We start from the raw sequence: 23,745 nt of genomic DNA, 5'->3' as shown, positions 1-23,745 counted from the left end.
AGAGGGAGCACGGTGTCCGTTGAGGAGCCGCCCAGCTTCAAGACAGTGGTCGACACGCACGTCGCGGCCATCGAGTCACTCGCATCCGGCCGATACGGTCTGCCGTGGCCGGGCTGCGCCGACCCGGCATTCTCCTTCGGCGGTGAGAATTACGCCATCGTCGCTCTCCGGGTCAGCAAGGAGTTCTACGACGAGGACGACCCCGACGGGCTGGTCGAGAACGCTCATGAGCTGATCGAGGCCACACATCGCGAGTTCGGAGCCGAGCTCTGGGGAGTCGTCAACAGGCTGGACGCGCTGTGGGGACCGCACAGCACGCTGAACGCGGACGAATACGGCGACCGAGCAGGGGGCGGGGGTGGGGAGTCCGCCTCCGAGCTCCTCTCGGAGATCAACAGGAACGGGCTCACCTGTGACCTGAAGATCTGGAAGGTCGGCGACCGCCGTATCGCACTCGGAGTCGGGCAGTCGCACTTGGAAGAGCCGGTCGTGCTGTTCGCCGGGGTGACCGCTTCCGCGGAGGGATTTCCCGCATAGGCGCGCGGAGCGCGACTGCCTGAACCCCTGTTCGGGATCTGGGTCCCTGTATGGGCCCCCGGCCCCATGAGGGCGAGTGTCCCGATGCTTCCGCACTCCGGACGGCGAGACCGTCGACTTCAGGGACCGGCCGGGCGCCTTCGGCTACGAGCAGGGAGCGGCGGTCCGTGTCTGCCATGACCCGGCACGTCCGCGCAAGCGGGCCACCATCGCAGGCCCCGACACCTGGGGACCGGTGTACGTCAGGCACTTGATCGGCCTGCCGCTCGGCCTGATGTCCTACGTGGCCCTGCGAACTCTGGCGAGCCATTGGGCCTTCATCTGACGTCCCACCCCTGCCGACTGTGGTCGGCCCCGGGACGGCAGACGGTGGTGCGCGGTACGTTACGGCGGCCTGCTTGCCGGCATGGCCGGAACGGACACAATCGCCAGCGCCTGGCACGCCACGGAAGGGGCTCGCCACTGCGCAAGGACCTGGAATCCGCCGCGGATCCCGCAGTTGGGGGCGCCATCAAGCTCCCCGGGAAGGGCCGTGGGCATGAGGAGGATGTCTCCGTCCCGGTCACGGGAGGACTATCAACGCCTCCTCGACGAGGTAGCCGCGAGCGCCGGCGTGTGACGACAGCGACGCGAGGGCATGGGGAGTACTTGGAGTATTCCCTGCCGAACACCGGAACCGAGGCACGCACGCCGGAACACAGCACACGGGGGAACACCATGGAGGCGACGAAAGCACGCGGACCGCGCAGAACCGGAGTCACAATCGCCGTACTGATCGCCCTGACGGCGGCGGCCGGCTGCGGCAGTGACTCGGACGAGCCCGCGAAGGCTTCGCCCCGACCCAGTGAGCGGCCGTCAGAGGCCGACTCCCCTGAGGGACCCAAGCCCTCGGTGTCGGCCGCGGACGGTCGTGACATCACCGCCTGCTCGGACGGCAACTGCGAGATCGTGGTCTCCGAGCCGGTGAAAATCCCCTTCAAGGGCCCGCGCGGCCCGGCCACTCTGACCGTCACCGAGGTAGGTCCCGACACCATCGCCTACACGGTGAAGTCGGGCAACGGCCAGTCCAAGGGCAGCGCGAGCGGACCGGGGCAGGGCTGCATCACCGTCCTCCGCAGCAACGGCAGCGGAAACTCGTGCGGCGGCCTCGGAGCCGCCGGGCGGCCGAGTCCCCAGCCGGACGCAGTGGTGATCCAGGCAGCGACCGGGGAGGACGGGACGGCCGTCCTCCAGCTCGTGTCGGACCGGTGAGCGGGCGGCTTCCTGGAGTGGTCGGCCCTGCAGGAGAGCAGACAGCGCCATGACCGGGCCCTCTTCGGCTACGACGTCGCCGCAGCCTACGGCTACGAGCAGATGGATGTACGGTGATCGGTAACGCTCTTCAGAGGCAATAAGGGCTGACAACGCTGGGCAGCAAGACCATCGGTGAAGCCGAGGCCATCTCCGACCTCGGTAACCCGGCCCTGAACCTGGTGGTGCGCGGGGCTCGCGACTCCGCCCGTGCCGGAGAGATCGTGGAGATCAGCTCGGCTTCCCTCGGCGTCCTGACCGCCGGGTACGGTCTGGCGTCCAGCGCGATCGACACACTCGAGAATGACGGAGCGAAGGACACCGGTACCGGCATTGACGGCGCACGGAGCACCCCTGGATGGCGTTCTGACCCGGAGGGTAAGAGAGCCCATATGAACCCCACGGACGTTTCCGTTGCTTGGGAGCACCCGCCGACCCGGCGCGCTTGGGCGAAACAGTTGGCTGTGAATGCGCTCGCTCTCCTCGGCTGGATCGCCCTGTGGGCTGCCCTGCTGGCGATCCTGGTGGTCTTCCTCTCTCCCGGGTACACGATCTTCTTCGTGCCGTTCTTGCTGTACAGCTTCTACCGCGCGTTCCTCCAGCTCTTCGTCCTTCCTGCCGTCTTTCGGATGAGACGCGTCCTGCGGGAATACCCGTGGCGTCTGTACAGCGACGCCCCACACGGGCTTGCTGACCGGCCCGATGTCGTCGGAAGACAGAACGGGTGGTTCGAGTTCCCGAATCCGGCCCGCCCGGAGGAGCTGATGCCCATGGTGTTTCCCCGGCACTGGGGAGTGGGCTGGTGGAACCGCCGGATGGCCCCTCGCGCGAAGCCTGAACTGAAGGCCCAGATCGGCGTGGTGTGGCTCGCGGGAGACCCTCGCTCCATCGGCGTGATCGCCGCGCCGGTCTCCGACGAGTCGACGCCTCGCCGCTTCCGCTTCCTGAGCCGGCGCGGAGTCGGAACCGAATGCCGAGAAGATGTGGGACCCGCAGGTGGCGCGGTGGCGCGAACCGGAGGGTGACCACGTCCTGACCCACGCTCTGCACCGGTGAAGGGACGGGACCCGCTGATGATCTATGACGTCTTCTTGGTCGGGCCGCCGGTTTCGCCCATGTCGCTCGCCGAGGCCCTCGCGGGGGCAGTGAAGACAGAACGGGCCGACGTCGACGTGGCCGACCGGGACGGCGACCAGAGCCGACGCGGCTGGGCCGCACCTGTCCTGTGCGGCTATCTCAGGCTGCGCGGCGACCTGTCGTTGGAACTCGACATCTACGTGGACGACGCCCTGGTCAACGAGACACCGGCTGAGCCGGAACTCGCTCGGCGCCTGGCCATGGCGTTGGGCGTTCCCGTTCTCCATCCGGCCGAGGAGGACCTTCCGTCGGCTTACTGGCTGGCGACCTCGTCAGGAGAGACCGTCCGCGCCCGGCTGTATGCGTCGGACGACGAACCTCCCGTGTACACGATCGACGCGGTCGAGTCCGCGGTCGCCCAACTCCCGCGCGTCCGTGTCAGTGACCTGCCGGAGATCGCCCGCAGAAGGGGCGTCAGGTAGTGACGCCGTCGAGCCTCGTCATGGCCTCAGATCCGCATCGGCCGGCCGTCTGCTACGTGATGACCTCGACCAGCGCACCCTCCCGTACCCCCCACCCCGCCATCACCCCTGCCTCCGCCTCCACCACATGCCGGGCACGGAGCCGCGGCATCCCCAACCGTCCCGGCCGCATGGTCCGTACGGCGATGACCCGAAGGTGCCGATCGAGATAGGCGACATCGATCGGCATCCGCATACGAAAGGTGTGCACGCTGTTGGCGGGGGAGAGCAGGATCGCCCCGTCGACGGACTCCCGCCCCAACAGCCCCTTCGTCCGGGCGCGACAGGAGGTGGCGATCTCCAAAGGCACTGCGACAGACGGCCCTTCACCACCCCCATGCACGACCAGCTCCCCACGCCCGTCCCGCCAACGCCGCCCCATCCGGGCCACCTCCGACCGCGCCACCTGCCACATGCCAACGGCTGTACGAACCCGAACGTATCCGTAGAGGCGTAGTCCTCACATGGGCCCACGGACCCATGCCCTTTGCTGGTTCGTGAGTGAAACGCCCGGCATGCCGTCACGCCTGACGGACGGATTGGCGCGTTATGCAACCGTTACGGCTTGAACTGGTCGACGATTCGCCGATTCCTCCCCATACACCCCCGCGAGTTGACAACCTTCACTCTGGTGCGGCTCCACACCGCTGTATAGCTTTGGTTCGCTCAAGAGAAGCCTCGCCTCTTAACGGGAGCCGACCGTGAACCGCCGCCCCACCCTCCTCGCAGCGCTCACGCTGACCGCCGCTGCGGCCCTGACGCTGTCCGCGTGCGGGAGCGATGACAGCTCCAAGGGCAAGGACAACGACAAGATCGCGGGAGCTGACACGGGCGCCGAGAAGTCGGCCTCCCCGAGCACGTCGGCCCCGGCCGCAGCGGGCCGGCCGAGGATCGAGCTGCCGTCCGACGTCACATACAAGTTCGAGTGGAAGAAGACCGGCGATCCGCAGAAGGACGCCGTGCTCAACGATGCCAAGCAGCGCATCAAGGCCGTGGACATGGCGATCGCCAAACAGGACCCACTGGACAAGGCCTATCGCTTCTACTCGGAGGGCACGGCCGCCGCCGGAAGCCAGGAGTACATCCAGGAGTTCGTGGACCACAAGGCACGCACGACCGGCCTGACCCGGTACTACAACGAGCGCGTTGACCTCAAGGGTGACGGAACCGCCGCACTCGTTTACTGCGAGGACCAGAGCAAGGCGTTCAACAAGTTCCTGAAGACCGGTAAGACCGACGTCACGCCGGTGACGAAGGACAGTTACGTCGTTTACGCCGGCACCCTGCGCAAGAACGACAAGGGCGTCTGGGTCACCGAGCGACTGATCTCGGAGCGGGGGAGCGCGAAGTGCCGGCCTTGATGAGAACCCATCGTCTCCTTTTCGTCTCGGGTCTTACGGCCCTCGTGCTGGCTGCGACCAGCCCCGCCTATGCGGAAAAGGGCTTCGGCGGCACGGATGGTCAATCGAACCAGGGCGCCAACGCCAGCAAGGACGGCACCCTTTCCGTCACTGCGGGCGGCGTCGTCTTCGACCGCTCGAAGAACGGGAGCGGTAACTCCGCGGGCGCGCTGACGTCGTCCACGTCCTGGACCCCGCCGCCGTGCTGGTACGCACCGAAGTACACCCCGGAACAGCTGCAGAAGTACCTGGAGCCGACCTGGGAGGCCGGTTCGACCGGCTACGAGTGGGACGCCAAGCAGCGTGACCGCTACGTCAAAGGCCATCCCTACAAGGACTTCAACAAGGACAAGACCGGCAAGGGCTACTTCTGGGACTCCTTCGTCAACAAGGACTTCCCCCCGGGCTGGGACTCCTGCGACGAACCCATCTTCTGGGTGGACCAGGGAGACCCCCCGCCCGCGAACATCAAGAATGCCGTCACCCCGAAGATCCTCGCCGAACTCGCCTACGCGGAGATCCGCGTCCCCAGCACCAAGGTGACCCTGGCCCCCGCTCAGGCGACCAAGGTCAACCTGCCGACCTGGGCCTGGCTGGACGGCGCCGAGTTCCAGCCGGTCTCCGTGACCGCCTCCGTACCGGTGCTAGGCATCCAGGCGACCGCGACGGCGGAACCGGTGTCGCTGAGGATCGAACCGGGCACCAAGGACGCCGTGACCTACCCGGCCTCCGGCGTCTGCGACATCGACAACGGCCACATCGGCGAGCCCTACGCCAAGGGCAAGGCTGACCAGACCCCGCCCTGCGGAGTGAAATACCTGCGCTCCTCGGGCGACGGCACCTACCCGCTCCAGGCCACTGTCACCTGGGAGATTCGGTGGACCGGCACTGGCGGAGCGGGCGGCGACCTGCCCGACGGCGCCTTCGGCGCCACGCAGGACGTGGTCGTACAGGAGGTCCAGGCCGTCAACCGCTGACCTCAGCCACGAGTCCGACCGACGGGCGGCCACTCACGCGAGTGGCCGCCCGGTCCGCTTCACAAGCGGAACAGATAGAGTCACTTGCTCGTGGCAGCAGGGAACGTGGAGAGGAAGCAGCTGCATGGCGGAGCGGCTGGCCGTTGACGACGATGAGCTCGCGCACTTCATGAAAATGCTGAAAAAATCGGGCAGTTCCTTGAAAGGGCTGCACAAGGCGTTGAGTGACGCGTCGGTGACCGGCCTGGGCACGGACGACCTGGACGCCGCGTGCGAGAGCTTCCAGGAGGACTGGAAGTACGGCACCGAGCAGATCGGCGAGCAGACCGAGGATCTAGCCAAGATCATCGGGAAGAGCAAGGACAGCTACAACGAGGTGGACAAGGCGCTTGAGGAGGCGCTGAAGAAGGCCCGGAAGGGCAAGGGCGGGTCGGCGGGTTCGGCATGACCTACACCTCTGGTTCCGAGCGTCCGAGCGCCGCTTCCGATCTGCGGTACAACACGGACCTCGACAAGCCGCAAGGACTGCAGTCGGGCAGGCGCATTCCGAATCCCGACTACCCGCACCTGGGCTTCAATCCCGCGCCGGGCAGCACGGACACAGTCCGCGAGCTGCACAAGAAGCTGGTGAACTGCGCCAAGGTTCTGGAGGAAAGCCACGGCCTGGTCACCAAGTTGATGGACGGCAGCTACTGGAAGGGCGACGCGGCGGTCGCCTTCCGGGAGGAGCTGGACGGCGGGACGCTGCCCCTGAACCTCAAGAACGCCGCGCACTCGATCCGCAAGGCCGCCCGGCAGCTGGATCGCTGGGAGGGCGAACTCGACGACTTCCAGCGCCGCGCCCGGCGCCTGGAGAATGATGCGAAGGAGGCCCAGGCGGTCCTGGATGCCGCGAAGGGCCGTGCGAGCAAGGCGGAGAACGCCCCGGATCTGGACAAGAAGGGCGCTCGGCACGACGAGGCCCAGAAGACGCTCACCCATGCGAACACCGCGGTGGAAGAGGCCCAGGCCGAACTCGACAAGATCCTCGGCAAGGCGAAGAGCCTTGCCGAGGAGCACGAGCAGAAAGCCCGGTACCGCGCCGGGAAGATCGGCGACGCCACGACGAAGCTGGCTCCGCATGAGCCGGGCGCGTGGGACAAGTTCACGGACTGGGTGGGGGACAACCTGCCCGACATCCTCAGTGGCATTGCGGCGATTCTTGGGGTGATTGCCTTGTTCGCCACAGGCCCGCTCGCGGTTCCACTCCTCTTGCTGGGCGCGGGGCTGCTGAGCGGGACGGCCCTCACTTTGCGATTGCAGGACGACGAGGTGTGGGCTTCCCTGAGTGACGGAATCAAGAACGGCGAACTCGACCTGGACTTCTGGAGCAATGCCATCTCGGTCGCTGGCGACGCGCTGGGAATCGTGCCAGGGCTTGGCGCGGTGACCAAGGGGCTGATGAAGGCACCGGAGGCGTTGAGTGCCGCGGCTCGTACCGCCGACGAGGCCCTGACCTTCGGGCAGAAGGCAGCCACTGTCGGTGCTTCGATCCGCGAGGAAGCCGTGGCCATCTCCGACGCGCCGAGCATGTTGGAGCGAGTGCGCGTCTTCGGCGCCCACACCGACCAGGTGCTGCCCAAGGTGGAGGCTGGGGCGACGTGGTTGGGAGCCGGCACAGCTGCGTACGGGATCGCGGGCAGCCTCTACGACACGCTGGACTCCGACGGGGCCAAGACCGTGACGGGCACGCTGGACGGCGTGAGGACTGGTGTGATCGACGGGGCGGCAACCGCCGGGGTACTCAAGTATCTGTTCAGGGGAGTGGCTGCCGCCTCATGAGCTCGGACACGTTCGCCATCGACCCGTCCGCCAGGATGCCGGACGCGGACATCTGGTTCGTGCTGCCTGCGGGCTTCGTGCCGGTCCCGCTCACGGAACTCGTCACGGCGGAAGAAGCGCCGACAAGCACCGAAGGTCGGGGGCACTCACTCGAGGCGCTTACCGCGATGCTGACCGGCCCCGAGAACAGCCGGCAGCTCCTGGAACTGTTGGCGCCGGTCCGACGCTTGGCTCATGTGCTGACCTACAGCGGTGTCATCCATTGCTCTGTGGGAATGCATCGTGACGACGATGGAGACGGAAGTCTCCTGCTGTCCCTGTTCACCCTCGGCTGGCAGGAGACATCCTGGGCCCCGCGTGGCGTGGTGGCTGCTCGTGCCGCTGCGGGAGTGGGAGACGCTAGTCATGTGGAGGCCCTCGACCTGCCGTGCGGCCCTGCGACGCTCGTGGAAATGCGTACCAGCCCTCAGGTTGCCGACGCAGCGCAGGAATTGCTGCAGGTTGTCGTCTATGTGCCGTTTCCGGATGCCCGCAAACTGGCCATCCTGACGCTGTCGACGATTGCCGTTCACCGTTCGGGCCACTATCGGGACCTACTTCGGGAAACGGCCCGCATGGTCACTTTTGACAACCCGTTGCCGATGGATCATGGCGAGGCGTGAAATGGATACCGTGCAACACCCCACAGATTCGACTTCTGCCTGGGACGATTCCGCCACGCAGAGTGCTTGGAAGAAGCTGTTCACCTTCGCCGTTGTCGGCCAGATTCTCTGGCCTGCGGTATGCATCGGTGCCTTCGTTCTCATGATTCTCGTGGGGAGATGGTCGATGTGGGTCATGCTGCCAGTCGGTGTGTATGCCCTTTATCGATCATTTCTTCAGCGTCAGTACATCGCTGCGGCTGTGCAGGCACGCCGCATCCTGAAGGCGTATCCCTGGCAGACGCACAAGACTCCGGAGAGCGGGATCGGGCAGATTCCCGGAGCGAAGCTTGGCGACGTCTGGCTGGCCTTCCCAAACCCGGATCGGCCCGGCGATGGTGTTCACATCATCCTTCACGGTCATGCGCGGTCCGCATGGTGGCGTCGTCGTCTCGGGCGGGGCTATGAAACGGAGAAGACCGCTCAGGTGGCCGAGATCTGGTTCGCGGGTGACCCGCGATTCGCCGGAGTCATCGCGGTACCCGGCCCCGCACGCCTGTTCCTGCTGTATCAGCTCGCCGACGCCCGTACCGACGGGGAGCGGAGCGTTTCTCCCGAAGCGCTGGAGCGGGCCCGCCGTGCCGGAGTCCGCGTCTCCACCTGACACCGGCCTCCACCGGACCATCTACACCGTTGATGCAGATGGTGTTTTTCATCGCCTTCCGCACCGGGTATGTAGGGCCCCATGACCACACTCGGCGCCGTCTTCCGACCCCAACTCGCCCCGGAGCGACTGCGATCGGTCTGCGAAGTGGCAGACCGTGCGGGCCTCGAAGAGCTCTGGCTCTGGGAAGACTGTTTCAGAGAGGGCGGTATCTCCACCGCCGCCGCTGCCCTCGCCTGGACCGAGCGTGTGCGGATCGGTGTCGGGCTGCTGCCCGTGCCGTTGCGGAACGTTGCCATCACCGCCATGGAGGTGGCCTCGCTGCACCGGATGTTTCCGGGGCGGGCCATCGTCGGTGTGGGGCATGGCGTGCAGGACTGGATGGGGCAGGTGGGGGCGCGGGTCGAGTCGCCGGTGACCTTGTTGCGGGAGCATCTCGTCGCGCTGCGCGCCCTGCTGGGCGGGGAGCGGGTGACCACCGACGGGCGGTACGTCAGGCTCGACGACGTCGCCCTCGACTGGCCTCCGGAGGGTGGCGGGGGCGGGGTGTTCGCCGGGGCCACGGGGCCGCGTTCGCTGCGGCTCACCGGGGAGGCCGCCGACGGGACCATTCTCACCGCCGCCACCAACCCGGAGGGCGTGCGCAAGGCGCGGCAGCTCATCGAGGAGGGGCGGGAGACGGCCGGTCGCGGGGCCGGGCCGCACCCGGTCGTCGTGTATCTGCTCACCGCCACCGGGGCCGACGCCGCCGACCGGCTGCGTGCCGAGCTGGCCGTCGAAGGGCTCGAATCCGTTCCGGACCTCGGTGTCGCCGGGGACGCGGATGCCGTGGCCAAGGCCGTCGAGCGGCTGGTCGAGGCCGGGGCCGACACGGTGGTCCTCCAGCCCACCGGTGACGAACCGGACCCCGAGGGTTTCGTGCGGTTCGCCGCGGAGGAAGTACGGCCGCTCGTTCCGTAGGCCCGGGGTCCGTTTGCCCCTGGGGAAGGTAGGCCCCTGCTGGTGCGACGGCTCCGCGGCGCCGTTGTCAGTGGCCGGTGCCACACTCATCGGCATGACTACCGAAGACGTGCGGCTGCGTGATGTCGTGGAAGACGATCTCGAAGCGTTCTGCGCCTACGAGCAGGATCCCGAGGCAGCCCGGCGGTCGAGGTTCACGCCCCGGCCGCGGGAGGCCTTCATGGCGCACTGGAAGCAGCGGGTCCTCGGCGACGGCGCCAACTGCGTGCAGACCGTGACCGTGGACGGTGAGGTCGCCGGCAGCTTCGTCGCCTGGTGGGAGGAGGACCGCCGCTTCCTGGGGTACTGGCTCGGGCGCGCGTACTGGGGACGCGGCATCGGCACCCGGGCCCTGGAACTCTTCCTGGAGCGGGAGAGGAACCGGCCCCTGCACGCCGATCCCTTCAGCGGGAACACCGCTTCCGTACGTCTCCTCGAGAAGCACGGTTTCCGTCCCGCCGGCACCGTCCAGTACGAAGACGACGAGCACGTCCTGCTCGTTCTGACGTGACAGTGCACCGCACCTTCGAAGACCTCGTCGCCGAAGGCGCCTGCGTCCCCACCGAAGGCTGGGACTTCTCCTGGTTCGAGGGGCGGGCCACCGAAGCCCGGCCCTCCTGGGGGTACGCGACGTCGGCGGCCGCGCGGCTGGGGCGGGCGTCTGCCGTGCTCAACATCCAGACCGGCGGCGGGGAAGTGCTGGACTTCGCTCTCGCCCAGGCCCCGAAGCGGCCCCTGCTCGCCGTCGCCACCGAGGGCTGGCAGCCGAACGTGGCCAAGGCGACCGCCCTGCTCCGTCCGCGCGGAGTCGCGGTCGTCGCCGCGCCAGAGGACGCCCCGTTGCCCTTCGCCGACGGTGCCTTCGACCTGGTCGTGAGCCGGCACCCCGTCCGTCCGCACTGGGGCGAGATCGCCCGCGTCCTCCAGCCCGGAGGGACGTACTTCGCCCAGCACGTGGGACCGGCCAGCGTCTTCGAGCTCGTCGAGCACTTCCTCGGGCCCCAGCCGAACCCGGCGCGCAGTGGCCGGCACCCCGAGCGCGAGCGGGCCGACGCCGAGGCCGCGGGGCTCGACGTCGTCGATCTGCGGGCGGAGCGGCTCCGCATGGAGTTCCTCGACATCGGCGCGGTCGTGCACTTCCTGCGGAAGGTGGTGTGGATGGTGCCCGGCTTCACCGTCGAGGCGTACGAGCCGCAGCTCCGCGCACTGCACGAGCGGATCCAGTCCGACGGGCCCTTTGTCGCCCACAGCACCCGGCACCTCTTCGAGGCCCGCAAGCCTGGCGGGCCCGGCGCCCCACCCACCTGACCCTCCACCGCGCCTCACCGCAGTCACCTCTTACGCATGCGGGCCTACCCTCACCTCGCCCACGACCAACTCCGCCACCGCCTCCAGCACCTCGCCCACCCGCTCCACCTGCTCACCCAGCTCCCGTTCCTGCCGTGCCGTCAGCCGGGCGAGGGGCTCGAGGGTGACGGTCGTACGACGGCCCTGGCGCCGCTGGTGCCAGACACCCGCCACCACACCGTCGACCAGCAGCACGGGGTAGTTGCCCGCCTGGCGGCCCGCCAGGGCACGCTCGTAGGCCGCACCGGGGAACAGCCGCTCGCGGGGCTGCGCGGCGATGACGTACGCGTCGAAGTACGGCAGCAGCCGCACACCCCGCGCGGGCCCGTCCGGGAAGTCGGTGTCACCCGCGGCCACCCACGCCCGCGTGCCCTCGAAGCCGACCTCCTCGACTGACCTACTTCGGGCGCGGGGTCAAGGGCATGTCGTGGGTCGACGTCACCCGTTGGGGGGATACGGGGACAAGTCGTCGAATGGGCCCCCAAGGTGCGGCAAATCCTCCGGATCCCGCCTCAGGGCACACGATTCTCTGCTTACGGGCAGCGTAGGGGCAGCGTACGGGGCCTTGTGGGGGCTGTGTTTCGGCCAGGGGCGAGCCGTGAGTGAGAGGTTCCGCGGGCATCACCGCGTCGCCGGGTGGCTCCGGAGAGTAGTTGTGGCACGCCGATGCACGCAGCATCACTTACAAAGGGTTATGGTGGAAACCCCCCCTCGGGCCGGTCCGTATCCCCCCCACGGACCGGCCCGTTTTCTTGTGCGCCGGAGCCGCCCCTGACACCGGCCGGAATTCTTCGTTCCGCACCCGTGGGCGGCCCACGGCGGCAGCGGGGGTAGGCTTCGCCTCCGGGGACTGCCACACGGACAGGGACCGCCCGCGGCCACGACCAGGCCGCATGCCGCGGCCTGTCCGATCCGTACGGAGGGGCTGACGATCACGTGAACCTGCGCGACAAGCTGCGTGGCCTGCTGGTCAGGCTGTACGCACGCCGGGTGGAAGGCCACCTGGACCACGCTCAGGTGCCCAAGCACATCGGCGTCATCATGGACGGTAACCGGCGCTGGGCGAAGGCCGCCGGTTCCAGCACCGTCCACGGTCACCGGGCCGGTGCCGAGAAGATCGAGGAGTTCCTCGGCTGGTGCAGTGAGACCGACGTCGAGGTCGTGACCCTCTGGCTGCTGTCCACGGACAACTTCGACCGGCCGCAGGAGGAGCTCGTCCCCCTGCTCGGCATCATCGAGGACGTCGTGCGCACCCTGGCCGCCGACGGCCGCTGGCGCGTGCACCACGTGGGCACGCCCGATCTGCTGCCCTCCGGGATGCAGACGGTGCTGAAGGAGGCCGAGGAGACCACCGCGCACGTCGACGGGATAGTGGTCAACGTCGCCATCGGCTACGGCGGCCGCCAGGAGATCGCCGACGCCGTGCGCTCCATGCTGCTCGACGCCCAGGACCGGGGCACCTCGATGGAGGAGCTCGCCGAGGCCGTCGACATCGACATGATCGGGCGTCACCTCTACACGAGCGACCAGCCCGACCCGGACCTGGTGATCCGCACCAGCGGTGAGCAGCGCCTGTCCGGATTCATGCTCTGGCAGACGGCGCACTCCGAGTACTACTTCTGTGACGTGTTCTGGCCGGCCTTCCGCAAGGTCGACTTCCTGCGCGCCATGCGCGACTACGCCGCCCGCCACCGCCGCTTCGGCGGCTGACCCGCGCTTCACCGCCCGCCCTCGGCGGTTATGACGGCTGACCTGCGCTTCACCGCCCGCCCTCGGCTTATGACGGCTGACCTGCGCTTCACCGCCCGCCCTCGGCTTATGACGGCTGACCTGCGCTTCACCGCCCGCCCTCGGCGGTTATGACGGCTGACCTGCGCTTCACCGCCCGCCCTCGGCGGTTATGACGGCTGACCTGCGCTTCACCACCCGCCCTAGGCGGCTATGACGGCTGATCTGTGCTTCACCGCCCGTTACCGGCGGTCGCGGCGGTTGACCCGTGTTTCACCGCCCGCCCTGGGCGGCTATGACGGCTGATCTGTGCTTCACCGCCCGTTACCGGCGGTCGCGGCGGTTGACCCGTGTTTCACCGCCCGCCCTGGGGGGCTATGACGGCTGATCCGCGTTTCACCGCCCGCCCCCGGCGCCCACGGCGGCTGACCTGCGCTACGCCGCCCGCCCCCGGCACCCACGACCGCTGGATCGCGCTCCGGCGCACGCCGCCGGACGTCGGACTTCGCGCGGCCGCGCAGGCCGCCGGGTACCGTTGTCGCGGCAGGTCGCAAACCTTCCCGGTACCCCTCCGGAGGCGCGCGTAACGCGGAATTCGCCGGACCGCCGTCATATGCCGTTGCATGGCGACGCCCGTTCGAGGGCATAAGTCAGTCAGGTCGACGCCCGAACCCCGGGTGTCGGATCTCAGCGGACGGCACGGGGCCGTCCGCCCGGGAGGCCCTTTGCACCAGCCCGATCGTGCGGTCACAGCACGGACGAAGAGGCGGAGGGCCGGTTCTCGGCCCGCGCAGGGCGGCCGACGACCGGTCCAGCTCCACTCCGTCGCTCCCCGACCTCATCCGAGGGGGTACGTCCTTCCGTGGTGACCAGCACAAAGCGCCACAAGCCCGACCGGCGCACCTATGTTCTCGACACCAGCGTCCTGCTGGCCGACCCGAACGCCCTGAGCCGCTTCGACGAGCACGAGGTCGTGCTTCCCATCGTCGTGGTGACGGAACTGGAGGCCAAGCGGAACCATCCCGAACTCGGCTACTTCGCCCGGCAGGCCCTGCGTCTGCTCGACGACTACCGGGTGCGGTACGGCCGCCTCGACGCCCCCATCCCCACCGGGGACCTCGGCGGAACCGTCCGTGTCGAGCTCAATCACTCGGACCCCAGCGTGCTGCCCAGCGGCTACCGCCTGGGGGACAACGACTCCCGCATCCTCGCGGTCGCCCGCAACCTCCAGGCCGAGGGGTTCGACGTCACCGTCGTGTCGAAGGACCTCCCGCTTAGGATCAAGGCGTCCTCGGTCGGGCTCCTCGCCGAGGAGTACCGCGCGGAGCTCGCCATCACGGACTCCTCCGGCTGGACCGGAATGTCCGAACTGACCCTGACCGGCGAGCAGGTGGACATCCTCTTCGAGGAGGGGCACGTCTACGTCCCCGAGGCCGCCGACCTGCCGGTGCACACGGGCCTGATGATCCAGTCGGAGCGCGGCAAGGCGCTCGGGCGGGTCACGGCCGAGGGCAACGTCCGTGTCGTACGCGGGGATCGTGAGGCGTTCGGCATCAAGGGCCGCAGTGCCGAGCAGCGGATCGCGCTCGACCTGCTGCTCGACCCGGACGTCGGGATCGTGTCGATGGGCGGCCGGGCCGGCACCGGAAAGTCGGCGCTGGCGCTGTGCGCGGGTCTGGAGGCGGTGCTGGAGCGCCGTCAGCACCAGAAGGTGATGGTCTTCCGTCCGCTGTACGCGGTGGGCGGGCAGGAGCTCGGCTATCTGCCCGGCTCCGAGGCGGAGAAGATGAGCCCCTGGGCGCAGGCGGTGTTCGACACGTTGTCGGCGGTCACCAGCCGGGAGGTCATCGAGGAGGTCACCGCCCGAGGGATGCTGGAGGTGCTGCCGCTCACCCACATCCGTGGCCGCTCGCTGCACGACGCGTTCGTGATCGTCGACGAGGCGCAGTCGCTGGAACGGAACGTACTTCTTACCGTTCTGTCCCGTATCGGGGCCAATTCACGCGTGGTTCTCACCCATGACGTGGCGCAGCGCGACAATCTGAGGGTCGGTCGGTACGACGGAGTCGTCGCCGTCGTCGAGAAGCTGAAGGGGCATCCGCTTTTCGCGCACGTGACCCTGACGCGATCCGAGAGGTCGCAGATCGCTGCTCTTGTGACCGAAATGCTCGAAGACGGACACATCTGACCGTCCTGCCCTGACGGGGGCGGTTACGCAGTAGTTGGCGCCGTCCGGAAAGGCGAAGAGCCTAGCCGGGCGGCGCCTTCGTGTGTGGGCTTTTCTGTGAATCTCCCGCGTCAAACGGGATGTGAGCTTTCACACGCAACTCGGAATTGCCTTGCGCCGTCGAGTTGCGGCAGAGTCTCACTCCTGTCAGGCCCCGCATACGACACACCTGTACCCCCAGCGGTACGGCACCACTCAAAGCACGGCGTCAACTACATAGCGATGTCGTATGCCGCCCGAGCACCACGCGGCACTCCTGTGAGGGAGTTGCCCACCGGGCCCGCGCCTCCCGTGACCCCGCAGTTGGGGAGGCCAGTGCCAGGGGCACGATTGCGTCCGCGAGGGTCACCGAAGCGGGCGATGCTGGAAGGAAACCGTGTGAGCCGGATCTCGGTCCGGGGATTCGCAGTGGCCTCGGCCACGGCGGTCACCGCTGTCGGAAGCGTCGTCGGCGTTGCCTCGGGCAGCACCGCGCAGAACAACGACGCCGAAGCGACGGCCAGCGGCACCACGCTGCTCGCAGACATTCCCGCGGGCCAGCAGGCCCAGGTACAGACGGCGTCGCTGACGCAGCAGGCCGACGCACAGGCCATCGCCGCCGACGCGAGCGCGAAGAAGGACGCCGAGGAGGCCGCCCGCAAGGCTGCGGCCGAGACGGCCATCGCCAAGAAGAAGGAAGCCGCCGAGAAGGCCGCCGCGGCCGAGAAGGCCGCCAAGGAGCGCGCGGAGGCCAAGGAGGCCGCCAGCCGCTCCAAGGACATCTCCGACTTCCCCGTCGCGACCTCCTACTCCATCGCGCAGATCCAGGCGATGGCGCGGCAGATGGTGCCGGCGGGTCAGTTCCAGTGCTTCAGCAACATCGTGGACCACGAGTCCGACTGGAACTACAAGGCGGTCAACCCTTCCTCCGGGGCCTACGGAATGTTCCAGGCGCTGCCCGGTTCCAAGATGTCGTCCGCCGGTGCCGACTGGCGGACCAACCCGGCCACCCAGATCAAGTGGGGCCTGAACTACATGAACGACCGCTACGGCAGCCCGTGTGACGCCTGGTCGTTCTGGCAGGCCAACAACTGGTACTGAGCCCGCGGCCCTTCAGCCGCAGCCAATCCTCAGCGCGAGCCCCTCACCGTCGTACGGTGAGGGGCTCGCGCCATGTACGGTCTTGACGGACGACTCCAGGGGGGAGTGGTGCGGAGAGACGGGGGGAAAAGGACGGATCATGTCGCGAGTGCCAGGGTGGCTCGGCCGGCTCGGTGCCGGACTGACCGAGATGAGCGAGCGGTGGAACGAACGCCGCGCCGAGGCCGAACGGGAGCGGGACGAGACCGAGTCCGGGACGCCGTCCGACGACCACGTGCCGCCGCCCCCGGACTACGCGCCCGACGTACCCGCCCGGCCTGATCCCGCGCTGGCCGTGCCGTGGGGGGTGCGGGTCGCGGCGGAGGCCGGCTGGCGGCTGCTCGTCCTCGCGGGCACGCTGTGGGTGCTGATGCGGATCATCAGCGCCGTCCAGCTGGTGGTGCTGGCGTTCGTGAGCGCGCTGCTCATCACCGCGATCCTCCAGCCGACCGTGACACGGCTGCGGCGGCTCGGGGTGCCGCGCGGGCCGGCCACGGCGCTGACCGCGATCCTCGGCTTCGTCGTCATGGGGCTGATCGGCTGGTTCGTGACCTGGCAGGTCATGGAGAACATCGACGACCTCTCGGGCCAGATCCAGGACGGCATCGACGAGTTGCGGAACTGGCTGCTGAACAGCCCCTTCCACGTCACGGACAAGCAGATCAACGAGATCGCCAAGAACCTGCGGGAGGCGGTCGGCGCTAACACCGACCAGATCACCTCGGCGGGGCTGGAGGGCGTGACGGTCGTCGTCGAGTCGCTGACGGGGATTCTGCTGGCGGTCTTCTCCACGCTGTTCCTGCTCTACGACGGCAAGCGGATCTGGGAGTGGACGCTGAAGCTGGTGCCGGCGGCGGCGCGGCCGGGGGTGGCCGGGGCCGGGCCGGCGGCGTGGCGGACGCTGACGGCGTATGTGCGGGGCACGGTGATCGTCGCGCTGATCGACGCGATCTTCATCGGGCTGGGGATCTACTTCCTCGACGTGCCGATGGCCGTGCCGCTGGCGGTGTTCATCTTCCTGTTCGCGTTCATCCCGCTGGTGGGTGCGGTGGTGTCCGGGGCGCTGGCGGTGGTCGTGGCGCTGGTCACCCAGGGGGTGTTCACGGCTGTCATGACCCTGGTGGTGGTGCTGGCGGTGCAGCAGATCGAGGGCCACATCCTGCAGCCGTTCATTCTGGGGCGGGCGGTGCGGGTGCATCCGCTGGCCGTGGTGCTGTCCGTGGCATGCGGGGGGATGGTCGCCGGGATCGGGGGTGCGGTGGTGGCCGTGCCGTTGGTGGCCGTGACGAACACGGTCGCGGGGTATCTGCGGGCGTACTCCAGGAAGTCGGCGTTGCGGCACTCGGTCCGCCCGCGGGGTGCGACAGCGGTGGGGGCGGTGGAGCAACCCGGCCCTTCCGAGACGCCGTCGCAGTAGTCCGGTTCCCAGGGGGCTCCCCCCTCTGGCCCCCGGGCCTGTCCCCACTCGCCGCCCGCAGCGGTCGGACGAGAAGGCGAACTCGAACGGGCAGGGCCCCCGCCCACCGGTCAGGTGGGCGGGGGCCCTGCAATGCGGGGCGTGCAGCCGGGGGTTACTCGGCCAGTATCGCCTCGGCGTCCAGCGTCACGCCGACCGCCTGGATCACGGACGCGATCTTGAACGCCTCCTGGATGACCTCGCGGTCGAGGCCGGCCTTGCGCAGGACCTGCTCGTGGGAGTCCAGGCACATGCCGCAGCCGTTGATGGCGGAGACCGCGAAGGACCACAGCTCGAAGTCGACCTTGTCGACGCCCGGGTTGCCGATGACGTTCATCCGCAGGCCCGCGCGCAGGTTGCCGTACTCGTGGTCCGACAGCAGGTGCCGCGTGCGGTAGAAGACGTTGTTCATCGCCATCACCGCGGCGGCGGCCTTCGCCGCCGTGTAGGCCTCGGGCGACAGGTTGGCCTTCGCCTCCGGCTCCAGCTCGCGCAGCACGATCGGGGAGCGCGAGGCGATCGCGGTCGCGAGGACCGTGCCCCACAGCTGCTGGGCCGGCAGGTCCGAGTTGCCGATGACCGAGCCCAGGTTGAGCTTCAGGTCCTTGGCGTAGTCCGGTATGGCGGACTTGAGTGCGTCGAGGGACATGTCAGATCACTCTCCGGCGAGCAGCGCGACCGGGTCGAGGGTCTCGTCGCCCTTCGACCAGTTGCAGGGGCACAGCTCGTCCGTCTGGAGGGCGTCCAGGACCCGCAGGACCTCCTTCGGGTTACGGCCGACCGAACCCGCGGTCACCATCGAGAACTGGATCTCGTTGTTCTGGTCCACGATGAACACCGCGCGCTTGGCGAAGCCGTCCTCGTCCTCGATGCCGAGCTCGCGCATCAGCTCGTGCTTGGAGTCGGCCATCATCGGGAACGGCAGGTCGCGCAGGTCGTCGTGGTCCTTGCGCCAGGCGTGGTGGACGAACTCGGAGTCGCCGGAGAAGCCGAGGACCTGGGCGTCGCGGTCGGCGAACTCGTCGTTCAGCTTGCCGAAGGCGGCGATCTCGGTCGGGCACACGAAGGTGAAGTCCTTGGGCCACGCGAAGATGACCTTCCACTGACCCTCGTAGGTCTTGTGGTTGATCTGCTGGAACTCCTTGCCCTTCTCCAGCGAGACGCAGGCGGTCAGATCGAACTCGGGGAACTTGTCACCGACAGTGAGCACACGCTCTCCTTGCAGCGAAGAAACACCCGGATTGCGGGTGTTTCCCATGGGTTGGACGTTATTGATGTTGGCACAGGGTCGATTGATTACGGAAATAGCTACACTCGGTCGAGTTGATCGGAGGTAGTTATTAGTGACTGTGGGTAATAAGCGCAGGCAGCCCAGCCTCGCCCAGCTGCGGGCCTTCGCGGCGGTCGCCGAGCACCTGCACTTCCGGGACGCGGCGGGGGCCATCGGCATGAGCCAGCCCGCCCTCTCGGGCGCCGTCTCGGCGCTGGAGGAGACACTCGGAGTGACGCTCCTCGAGCGTACGACGCGCAAGGTGCTGCTCTCACCCGAGGGCGAGCGGATCGCCGTACGGGCCAAGGCGGTCCTGGCCGAGGTGGGTGCGCTCATGGAGGAGGCCGAGGCGGTCCGGGCGCCGTTCACGGGTGTGCTGCGGCTGGGGGTCATCCCGACCGTGGCGCCGTATCTGCTGCCCACCGTCCTGCGGCTCGTCCACGAACGGTATCCGCACCTCGACCTCCAGGTGCACGAGGAGCAGACCGCCAGTCTGCTCGACGGTCTCACCAGCGGCCGGCTCGACCTGCTGCTGCTCGCCGTACCGCTGGGGGTGCCGGGCGTCGCCGAACTGCCGCTGTTCGACGAGGACTTCGTGCTCGTCACACCGCTCGACCACCCGCTCGGCGGACGCGAGGGCATCCGGCGCGAGGCGCTGCGCGAGCTGAACCTGCTGCTGCTGGACGAGGGGCACTGCCTGCGCGACCAGGCCCTCGACATCTGCCGGGAGGCCGGCCGCGAGGACGCGCCGGTCACCACGACCGCCGCCGGGCTGTCCACCCTGGTGCAGCTCGTCGCGGGCGGGCTCGGCGTCACGCTGCTGCCGCGCACCGCCCTCAAGGTCGAGATCTCCCGCAGCAACCAGCTCCTGACCGGGTACTTCACCGACCCGGCCCCCACCCGCAGGGTCGCTCTGGCGATGCGGGCGGGGGCCGCGCGCGGCGCGGAGTACGAGGAACTGGCGGCGGCGCTGCGGGAGGCCCTGCGGCCGCTGCCCGTCCGGGTGCTCGACCAGGACGCCTGACAGCCGGCGCGAAAGAGCCCGGAGCTGCTACTCCGTTCGCAGCCCGTCCGGCCGCATCATCCTCAGCAGCGGCGGCAGGCTCAGCAGCGTCACCACGAGGACGACTCCCGCGCCGATGCCGGTCATCGACAGCACACTCGGCCAGTCGACCCGGACGGACATGTCGGTCATCCGCAGCAGGACCGCGCCCAGGGCCATGCCCACCGTCGCGGCGAGCAGCAGGCCCAGTCCGATCGGGATCGCCGTCTGCCACAGCACCGACAGGCTGAGGGTGCGGCGCCGGGTGCCGAAGGCCACCAGGGCCGACAGCAGCTTGCGGCGTTCGCGCAACTGCTCCAGCTGCGAGACCAGCAGGCTCGCGCCGATCAGCGCCAGCACACACGCGGCGCCGACGGACAGGCCGGTGCGGATGGTGGCGTAGCGTTCGTTGCGCTCGACGCTGTTCCAGGTCATCGGCTGCGCCGTGGGGTCAAGGCGCGCGGCCGTGTTGCGCACGTACTCGTAGGCGTCCGGCACCGAGCGGTCCACGCTCAGGAAGAGACGTGCGGAGGTGGCCGCCGCGAGCTTCCCGGGCAGCGCGCCGGGGGTGACCAGAATGCCGCCGCGTTCGTACCCGGTGGGGTCCTCGCGGGGCTGTGCCTGCTTGATGTCCTGCGGCACGGTCCAGGAGACCCAGCGGTCGCCGGAGCGCGGGGTGTCGGCCGGGTCGGCCCACAGGGTCGTTCCGGGCTTGGTCAGGTGGTCGCTCTCGCTGTCGTATGCGGAGCCCCTGACCGCGAAGACGTCGCCGTCGCGGCAGGACGGGAGCGTGGCCACCTCGCGCAGCGACACGCAGTCGGCCACGGTGACCTGAACATAGGAGTCCGCCTCGCCGCGCCGGTCGCCGAGATGGGTATCGGACAGTGCGGTGACCTTGCGCACGCCCTCGGTGTCGCGGTACTCCCTGACCGTGGACGCGGTGTCGGCGCTGTCCGTCACGTCCACGCTCATCTGGGCCCGGGAGACGTCGTACTGCGAAGCGGCGGTGTAGTTGCCCTCCACCCCGGCGAACAGCATCTGGAGCGCGATCGCCCCGGCCACCGCCACCGCGATGCCGTTGACCATGCGGGCCGCCGCACCACTGCTCAACTGTAGCCTGCGCACGGCAAGTTGCCAGGCGATCCCGCCGGAGCCGAGCCGGGCGACGACCCTCTCCACGATCCAGGGCAGCAGAGCCGTGACGCCGATGAGCAGGAGCATGACGCCGCCGCCGACGAGGTACTGGTTGAACTCTCCGCCGTCGTCACCCTGTCCGATCATCGGGAAGAGCATCGCGAGCCCGCCCAGCGGCAGCAGCAGCCGCCACCACAGCCGGCGTCGCGCGGGCTTGGCCGTACGCACCACGCCGAGCGGCTCGATGACCACCCCGCGCAGGGCGAGGAGTGTCACCAGCACCGCGGCCGTCGGGACCGCCACCGCGACCAGGCCGGCCAGCAGGGGAGAGGGGTTCAGATAGCTCGGGAACACGCTGACGTGGAACACCTCGAAGGAGGCCGCCAGTTGGCGTCCCAGCAGGAAGAACCCGGTGCCGAGGACCAGCCCCAGCAGGGATCCGGCGAGCGCCTCGCCGGCGGCGATCCGCCGGGTCATCGCGCTGTCGGAGCCGACCAGCCGCAGGGCCGCGAGCCTGCGGTCGCGCCGCTCGCCGCCGAACCGCACGGCCGCGGCGATGAACACGGCGACCGGCATCAGCAGCACCACGAAGACGACCAGGACCAGCAGGAGCAGCACCGGATCCCACGGGTCGGACGGCGCCAGGTCCGGGTTGCCGAAGCTGTCGATCCGCGCCCCGCTGGCCGAATCGAGCAGGTCGGCGAGCCCCTGGCCGCCCGCGAAGTAGGCGAGTTCCTGGGAGCCGACGAGCCCCTGCTCGCCGATGGTGCCCGTGATCCGGTAGGGCAGCCGCTCCCGCAGCAGTTTCCCGCTGTCGGAGGCGAGCAGTTCCTTCAGCGCGGGGGAGACGACCATCTCGCCCTTGGCCGGGAACTCCGAGAGCCCCGGCGGCAGCGGAGCCCGCGGGCCCTCCGCCTCCAGCATGCGCCCGCGCACGTCCTGGTCGTGGAACGTGGTGTCCGCGTCCAGGATGACCAGGGTGTTGTCGGCCCTCGGTATCTTCTGCTGGCTGAAGGTGTGGTCGCTGCGTGCCTCCTCACGCCGGTCCCGTTCCGCCAGCGCGTTCGGGAGGGCGGTGGTGAGCAGCAGCAGTGCCACACCGAGCCCGACGCCGACGGCCGTCAGCAGCGCCCGGATCCACCCCTCGCGTCCGCCCGCGAAGGCGAACCGGACCCCCATGGAGAGATCGGCGGCCCATTGCCCTGCCCTCATACGACGCGCTCCATGTCCCGGGACCTGCCGTCGCGCACGACGATCTCGCGGTCGGAGTACGCGGCCACCCTGGCCTCGTGGGTGACGAGCACCACGGCCGTGTTGGCGGACCGGGCGGCGTCCGTGAGCAGCTCCATCACGCGCTCGCCGTTGAAGGAGTCGAGCGCGCCGGTCGGTTCGTCGGCGAACACCACACGCGGGTTGGTGACCAGCGCGCGGGCGACGGCGACCCGCTGGCCCTGGCCGCCGGACACCTCGCCGGGCCGCTTCTTGCGCAGCTCGTCGACCTCCAGCCGCTCCATCCACGCCAGCGCGGTCCGTTCGGCCTCCCTGCGGGACAACCCGTTCAGGCGCATCGGGAGCGCCACGTTCTCCACGCAGGTGAGTTCGGGCACGAGCTGGCCGAACTGGAACACGAACCCGAACTCCGAACGCCTGAGCGCACTGCGCTCGGCGTCGCTCATCGCCGTCACCTCACGCCCGTCGTACGTGATCGAGCCCGAGTCGGGCGTCACGATCCCGGCGAGGCAGTGCAGCAGCGTCGACTTGCCCGACCCGGACGGACCCATCACGGCGACGACCTCGCCCGGGTGGATGGAGAACTCGGCACCGTCGAGCGCGGTGGTCGGCCCGTACGCCTTGCGCAGGTCCTGGGCAGTGAGCAGCGAACCAGCGGGAATCGTCACCGGGCCACCGCCTCACGGAGCTTGTCCAGGCGGGCAGCGGTCAGTTCCAGCCAGCGCAGGTCCGCCTCCAGGTGGAACAGGGCGTGGTCGCAGATCAGCTGGTCGGCCAGATCGCCCTTGCGCTTGCGGTCGGTGAGGATCCGCATGCTGCGCAGATGCTCCGAGCGCTGCGTGTCGAGGATGTCGGCGGCGTCGCGGTGGGTGAGCAGCGCGAGGACGACCTTGGTGTAGAGGGTCGACTGGAGGTACGGCTCCGGCTTCTCCGGCGTCGCGAGCCACCGCTCGACGTCGGTGATGCCGGCCTCGGTGATCGCGTACCGCTTGCGCTCGGGCCCGCCGCCGGCCTCGATGCCGTCGACCTCGACGAGCCCGTTCTTCAGCAGCCGGGACATCGTCGAGTAGACCTGGCCGTAGTGCAGTGGCCGGTCGTGACCGAACTTCTCGTCGAAGGCCCGCTTCAGGTCGTAACCGTGGCGCGGGCCGGACTCCAGGAGTCCCAGGAGAGTGTGACCGATGGACATGACCAGGACTGTACACGGGGTGTATACGCGGCATGTATACGCCGAGTGTGCAGTTCATGGCGTGCGGTACGACCCC

At 68.9% G+C, this 23,745-nt stretch carries 25 protein-coding genes and 1 pseudogene; 19 read left to right on the top strand and 7 right to left on the bottom strand.

What is annotated here, in order from left to right; genetic code table 11:
• Positions 1 to 12: 12 nt before the first annotated feature.
• The 5 genes from AC07F0_RS32180 (at position 13) to AC07F0_RS32160 (ending at position 3,386) form a co-directional block, all read left to right on the top strand.
• Positions 13 to 537: a hypothetical protein gene (locus AC07F0_RS32180; protein ID WP_478983499.1), complete on the top strand. Its 525-nt coding sequence runs from the start codon at positions 13 to 15 to the stop codon at positions 535 to 537.
• Positions 538 to 613: 76 nt separating this feature from the next.
• Positions 614 to 862: a DUF3592 domain-containing protein gene (locus tag AC07F0_RS32175; protein ID WP_478983498.1), complete on the top strand. Its 249-nt coding sequence runs from the start codon at positions 614 to 616 to the stop codon at positions 860 to 862.
• Between the two features lie 566 nt (positions 863 to 1,428).
• The gene (locus tag AC07F0_RS32170; protein ID WP_478983497.1) at positions 1,429 to 1,788 is read left to right on the top strand and encodes a hypothetical protein; all 360 of its coding nucleotides are present in this window, start codon (positions 1,429 to 1,431) and stop codon (positions 1,786 to 1,788) included.
• Positions 1,789 to 2,051: 263 nt separating this feature from the next.
• Complete coding sequence (locus tag AC07F0_RS32165; protein ID WP_478983496.1) at positions 2,052 to 2,852, top strand: hypothetical protein; 801 nt, start codon at positions 2,052 to 2,054, stop codon at positions 2,850 to 2,852.
• A 27-nt stretch (positions 2,853 to 2,879) separates the two neighbouring features.
• Complete coding sequence (locus AC07F0_RS32160; RefSeq protein WP_478983495.1) at positions 2,880 to 3,386, top strand: hypothetical protein; 507 nt, start codon at positions 2,880 to 2,882, stop codon at positions 3,384 to 3,386.
• Positions 3,387 to 3,438: 52 nt separating this feature from the next.
• On the opposite strand, the gene AC07F0_RS32155 is transcribed toward AC07F0_RS32160, so the two are convergent.
• Complete coding sequence (locus tag AC07F0_RS32155) at positions 3,439 to 3,807, bottom strand: DUF192 domain-containing protein (RefSeq protein ID WP_478983507.1); 369 nt, start codon at positions 3,805 to 3,807, stop codon at positions 3,439 to 3,441.
• A 319-nt stretch (positions 3,808 to 4,126) separates the two neighbouring features.
• Here AC07F0_RS32155 and AC07F0_RS32150 point away from each other — a divergent pair, with 319 nt between their 5' ends.
• The 9 genes from AC07F0_RS32150 to AC07F0_RS32110 all read left to right on the top strand — a co-directional run bounded on the left by AC07F0_RS32150 (position 4,127) and on the right by AC07F0_RS32110 (position 11,235).
• Positions 4,127 to 4,786, top strand: coding sequence for a hypothetical protein (locus AC07F0_RS32150; RefSeq protein WP_478983494.1), 660 nt, complete (start codon positions 4,127 to 4,129; stop codon positions 4,784 to 4,786).
• The gene (locus AC07F0_RS32145) at positions 4,786 to 5,802 is read left to right on the top strand and encodes a hypothetical protein (RefSeq protein WP_478983493.1); all 1,017 of its coding nucleotides are present in this window, start codon (positions 4,786 to 4,788) and stop codon (positions 5,800 to 5,802) included. Before AC07F0_RS32150 ends, AC07F0_RS32145 begins: the two co-directional genes overlap by 1 nt.
• A gap of 124 nt (positions 5,803 to 5,926) precedes the next feature.
• A complete protein-coding gene (locus AC07F0_RS32140) occupies positions 5,927 to 6,250 on the top strand; it encodes a hypothetical protein (RefSeq protein ID WP_478983492.1) in 324 nt (107 codons plus the stop codon).
• The gene (locus AC07F0_RS32135) at positions 6,247 to 7,623 is read left to right on the top strand and encodes a zinc ribbon domain-containing protein (RefSeq protein WP_478983491.1); all 1,377 of its coding nucleotides are present in this window, start codon (positions 6,247 to 6,249) and stop codon (positions 7,621 to 7,623) included. Before AC07F0_RS32140 ends, AC07F0_RS32135 begins: the two co-directional genes overlap by 4 nt.
• The gene (locus AC07F0_RS32130; RefSeq protein ID WP_478983490.1) at positions 7,620 to 8,285 is read left to right on the top strand and encodes a hypothetical protein; all 666 of its coding nucleotides are present in this window, start codon (positions 7,620 to 7,622) and stop codon (positions 8,283 to 8,285) included. Before AC07F0_RS32135 ends, AC07F0_RS32130 begins: the two co-directional genes overlap by 4 nt.
• 1 nt (position 8,286) lies before the next feature.
• On the top strand, positions 8,287 to 8,928 hold the full coding sequence (locus AC07F0_RS32125) for a hypothetical protein (protein WP_478983489.1): 642 nt from the start codon (positions 8,287 to 8,289) through the stop codon (positions 8,926 to 8,928).
• An 81-nt stretch (positions 8,929 to 9,009) separates the two neighbouring features.
• Positions 9,010 to 9,888, top strand: coding sequence for an LLM class flavin-dependent oxidoreductase (locus tag AC07F0_RS32120; protein WP_478983488.1), 879 nt, complete (start codon positions 9,010 to 9,012; stop codon positions 9,886 to 9,888).
• A 94-nt stretch (positions 9,889 to 9,982) separates the two neighbouring features.
• Entirely contained in the window at positions 9,983 to 10,438 is a 456-nt protein-coding gene (locus AC07F0_RS32115) for a GNAT family N-acetyltransferase (RefSeq protein ID WP_478983487.1), read from the top strand.
• Positions 10,435 to 11,235, top strand: a complete 801-nt coding sequence (locus tag AC07F0_RS32110) for a methyltransferase domain-containing protein (protein ID WP_478983486.1) — start codon at positions 10,435 to 10,437, stop codon at positions 11,233 to 11,235. The genes AC07F0_RS32115 and AC07F0_RS32110 overlap by 4 nt, the downstream gene beginning before the upstream one ends.
• Before the next feature lie 30 nt (positions 11,236 to 11,265).
• On the opposite strand, the pseudogene AC07F0_RS32105 reads toward AC07F0_RS32110, so the two are convergent.
• Positions 11,266 to 11,667, bottom strand: a pseudogene (locus AC07F0_RS32105) (DNA glycosylase AlkZ-like family protein); the annotation flags it as partial.
• Between the two features lie 543 nt (positions 11,668 to 12,210).
• On the opposite strand from AC07F0_RS32105, the gene AC07F0_RS32100 reads away from it, so the two are divergent.
• From AC07F0_RS32100 to AC07F0_RS32085, 4 genes are all read left to right on the top strand, one after another.
• Entirely contained in the window at positions 12,211 to 12,984 is a 774-nt protein-coding gene (locus AC07F0_RS32100; RefSeq protein WP_436730541.1) for an isoprenyl transferase, read from the top strand.
• An 880-nt stretch (positions 12,985 to 13,864) separates the two neighbouring features.
• A complete protein-coding gene (locus tag AC07F0_RS32095) occupies positions 13,865 to 15,190 on the top strand; it encodes a PhoH family protein (protein WP_356929349.1) in 1,326 nt (441 codons plus the stop codon).
• A 417-nt stretch (positions 15,191 to 15,607) separates the two neighbouring features.
• On the top strand, positions 15,608 to 16,309 hold the full coding sequence (locus AC07F0_RS32090; protein ID WP_478983485.1) for an aggregation-promoting factor C-terminal-like domain-containing protein: 702 nt from the start codon (positions 15,608 to 15,610) through the stop codon (positions 16,307 to 16,309).
• Between the two features lie 139 nt (positions 16,310 to 16,448).
• Entirely contained in the window at positions 16,449 to 17,765 is a 1,317-nt protein-coding gene (locus AC07F0_RS32085; protein WP_478983484.1) for an AI-2E family transporter, read from the top strand.
• Positions 17,766 to 17,919: 154 nt separating this feature from the next.
• On the opposite strand, the gene AC07F0_RS32080 is transcribed toward AC07F0_RS32085, so the two are convergent.
• Together AC07F0_RS32080 and AC07F0_RS32075 are read right to left on the bottom strand one after the other, a co-directional pair.
• Positions 17,920 to 18,453 carry an alkyl hydroperoxide reductase gene (locus AC07F0_RS32080; protein ID WP_478983483.1) on the bottom strand — a complete coding sequence of 178 codons (534 nt, stop codon included), beginning with the start codon at positions 18,451 to 18,453 and terminating at the stop codon, positions 17,920 to 17,922.
• A gap of 6 nt (positions 18,454 to 18,459) precedes the next feature.
• Positions 18,460 to 19,014, bottom strand: a complete 555-nt coding sequence (locus AC07F0_RS32075) for a peroxiredoxin (RefSeq protein ID WP_399407080.1) — start codon at positions 19,012 to 19,014, stop codon at positions 18,460 to 18,462.
• A 133-nt stretch (positions 19,015 to 19,147) separates the two neighbouring features.
• Between AC07F0_RS32075 and AC07F0_RS32070 the strand changes: the two genes are divergently transcribed.
• Positions 19,148 to 20,098, top strand: a complete 951-nt coding sequence (locus AC07F0_RS32070) for a LysR substrate-binding domain-containing protein (protein ID WP_478983482.1) — start codon at positions 19,148 to 19,150, stop codon at positions 20,096 to 20,098.
• A gap of 27 nt (positions 20,099 to 20,125) precedes the next feature.
• Here the strand turns inward: AC07F0_RS32070 and AC07F0_RS32065 are convergent, their stop codons facing one another.
• From AC07F0_RS32065 to AC07F0_RS32055, 3 genes are read right to left on the bottom strand one after another with little or no spacing between them, the layout of a single operon-like run.
• On the bottom strand, positions 20,126 to 22,462 hold the full coding sequence (locus AC07F0_RS32065) for an ABC transporter permease (protein ID WP_478983481.1): 2,337 nt from the start codon (positions 22,460 to 22,462) through the stop codon (positions 20,126 to 20,128).
• On the bottom strand, positions 22,459 to 23,148 hold the full coding sequence (locus AC07F0_RS32060) for an ABC transporter ATP-binding protein (protein WP_478983480.1): 690 nt from the start codon (positions 23,146 to 23,148) through the stop codon (positions 22,459 to 22,461). Before AC07F0_RS32060 ends, AC07F0_RS32065 begins: the two co-directional genes overlap by 4 nt.
• On the bottom strand, positions 23,145 to 23,669 hold the full coding sequence (locus tag AC07F0_RS32055; RefSeq protein WP_382590125.1) for a PadR family transcriptional regulator: 525 nt from the start codon (positions 23,667 to 23,669) through the stop codon (positions 23,145 to 23,147). Before AC07F0_RS32055 ends, AC07F0_RS32060 begins: the two co-directional genes overlap by 4 nt.
• Positions 23,670 to 23,745: the final 76 nt, after the last annotated feature.

The sequence above is a fragment of the Streptomyces sp. NPDC045955 genome (assembly GCF_056430805.1).
The sequence above is the reverse complement of the archived record's forward strand: the minus strand, read 5'-3'. Positions and strand labels throughout refer to the sequence as shown.

What these genes read in the sequence shown, in the direction of transcription:
- AC07F0_RS32080 (WP_478983483.1), bottom strand. Translation starts at nt 18,453, where the DNA reads ATGTCCCTCGACGCACTCAAGTCCGCCATACCGGACTACGCCAAGGAC.
- AC07F0_RS32120 (WP_478983488.1), top strand. Translation starts at nt 9,010, where the DNA reads ATGACCACACTCGGCGCCGTCTTCCGACCCCAACTCGCCCCGGAGCGA.
- AC07F0_RS32055 (WP_382590125.1), bottom strand. Translation starts at nt 23,669, where the DNA reads ATGTCCATCGGTCACACTCTCCTGGGACTCCTGGAGTCCGGCCCGCGC.
- AC07F0_RS32115 (WP_478983487.1), top strand. Translation starts at nt 9,983, where the DNA reads ATGACTACCGAAGACGTGCGGCTGCGTGATGTCGTGGAAGACGATCTC.
- AC07F0_RS32140 (WP_478983492.1), top strand. Translation starts at nt 5,927, where the DNA reads ATGGCGGAGCGGCTGGCCGTTGACGACGATGAGCTCGCGCACTTCATG.
- AC07F0_RS32125 (WP_478983489.1), top strand. Translation starts at nt 8,287, where the DNA reads ATGGATACCGTGCAACACCCCACAGATTCGACTTCTGCCTGGGACGAT.
- AC07F0_RS32130 (WP_478983490.1), top strand. Translation starts at nt 7,620, where the DNA reads ATGAGCTCGGACACGTTCGCCATCGACCCGTCCGCCAGGATGCCGGAC.
- AC07F0_RS32085 (WP_478983484.1), top strand. Translation starts at nt 16,449, where the DNA reads ATGTCGCGAGTGCCAGGGTGGCTCGGCCGGCTCGGTGCCGGACTGACC.
- AC07F0_RS32065 (WP_478983481.1), bottom strand. Translation starts at nt 22,462, where the DNA reads ATGAGGGCAGGGCAATGGGCCGCCGATCTCTCCATGGGGGTCCGGTTC.
- AC07F0_RS32155 (WP_478983507.1), bottom strand. Translation starts at nt 3,807, where the DNA reads ATGGGGCGGCGTTGGCGGGACGGGCGTGGGGAGCTGGTCGTGCATGGG.
- AC07F0_RS32145 (WP_478983493.1), top strand. Translation starts at nt 4,786, where the DNA reads ATGAGAACCCATCGTCTCCTTTTCGTCTCGGGTCTTACGGCCCTCGTG.
- AC07F0_RS32135 (WP_478983491.1), top strand. Translation starts at nt 6,247, where the DNA reads ATGACCTACACCTCTGGTTCCGAGCGTCCGAGCGCCGCTTCCGATCTG.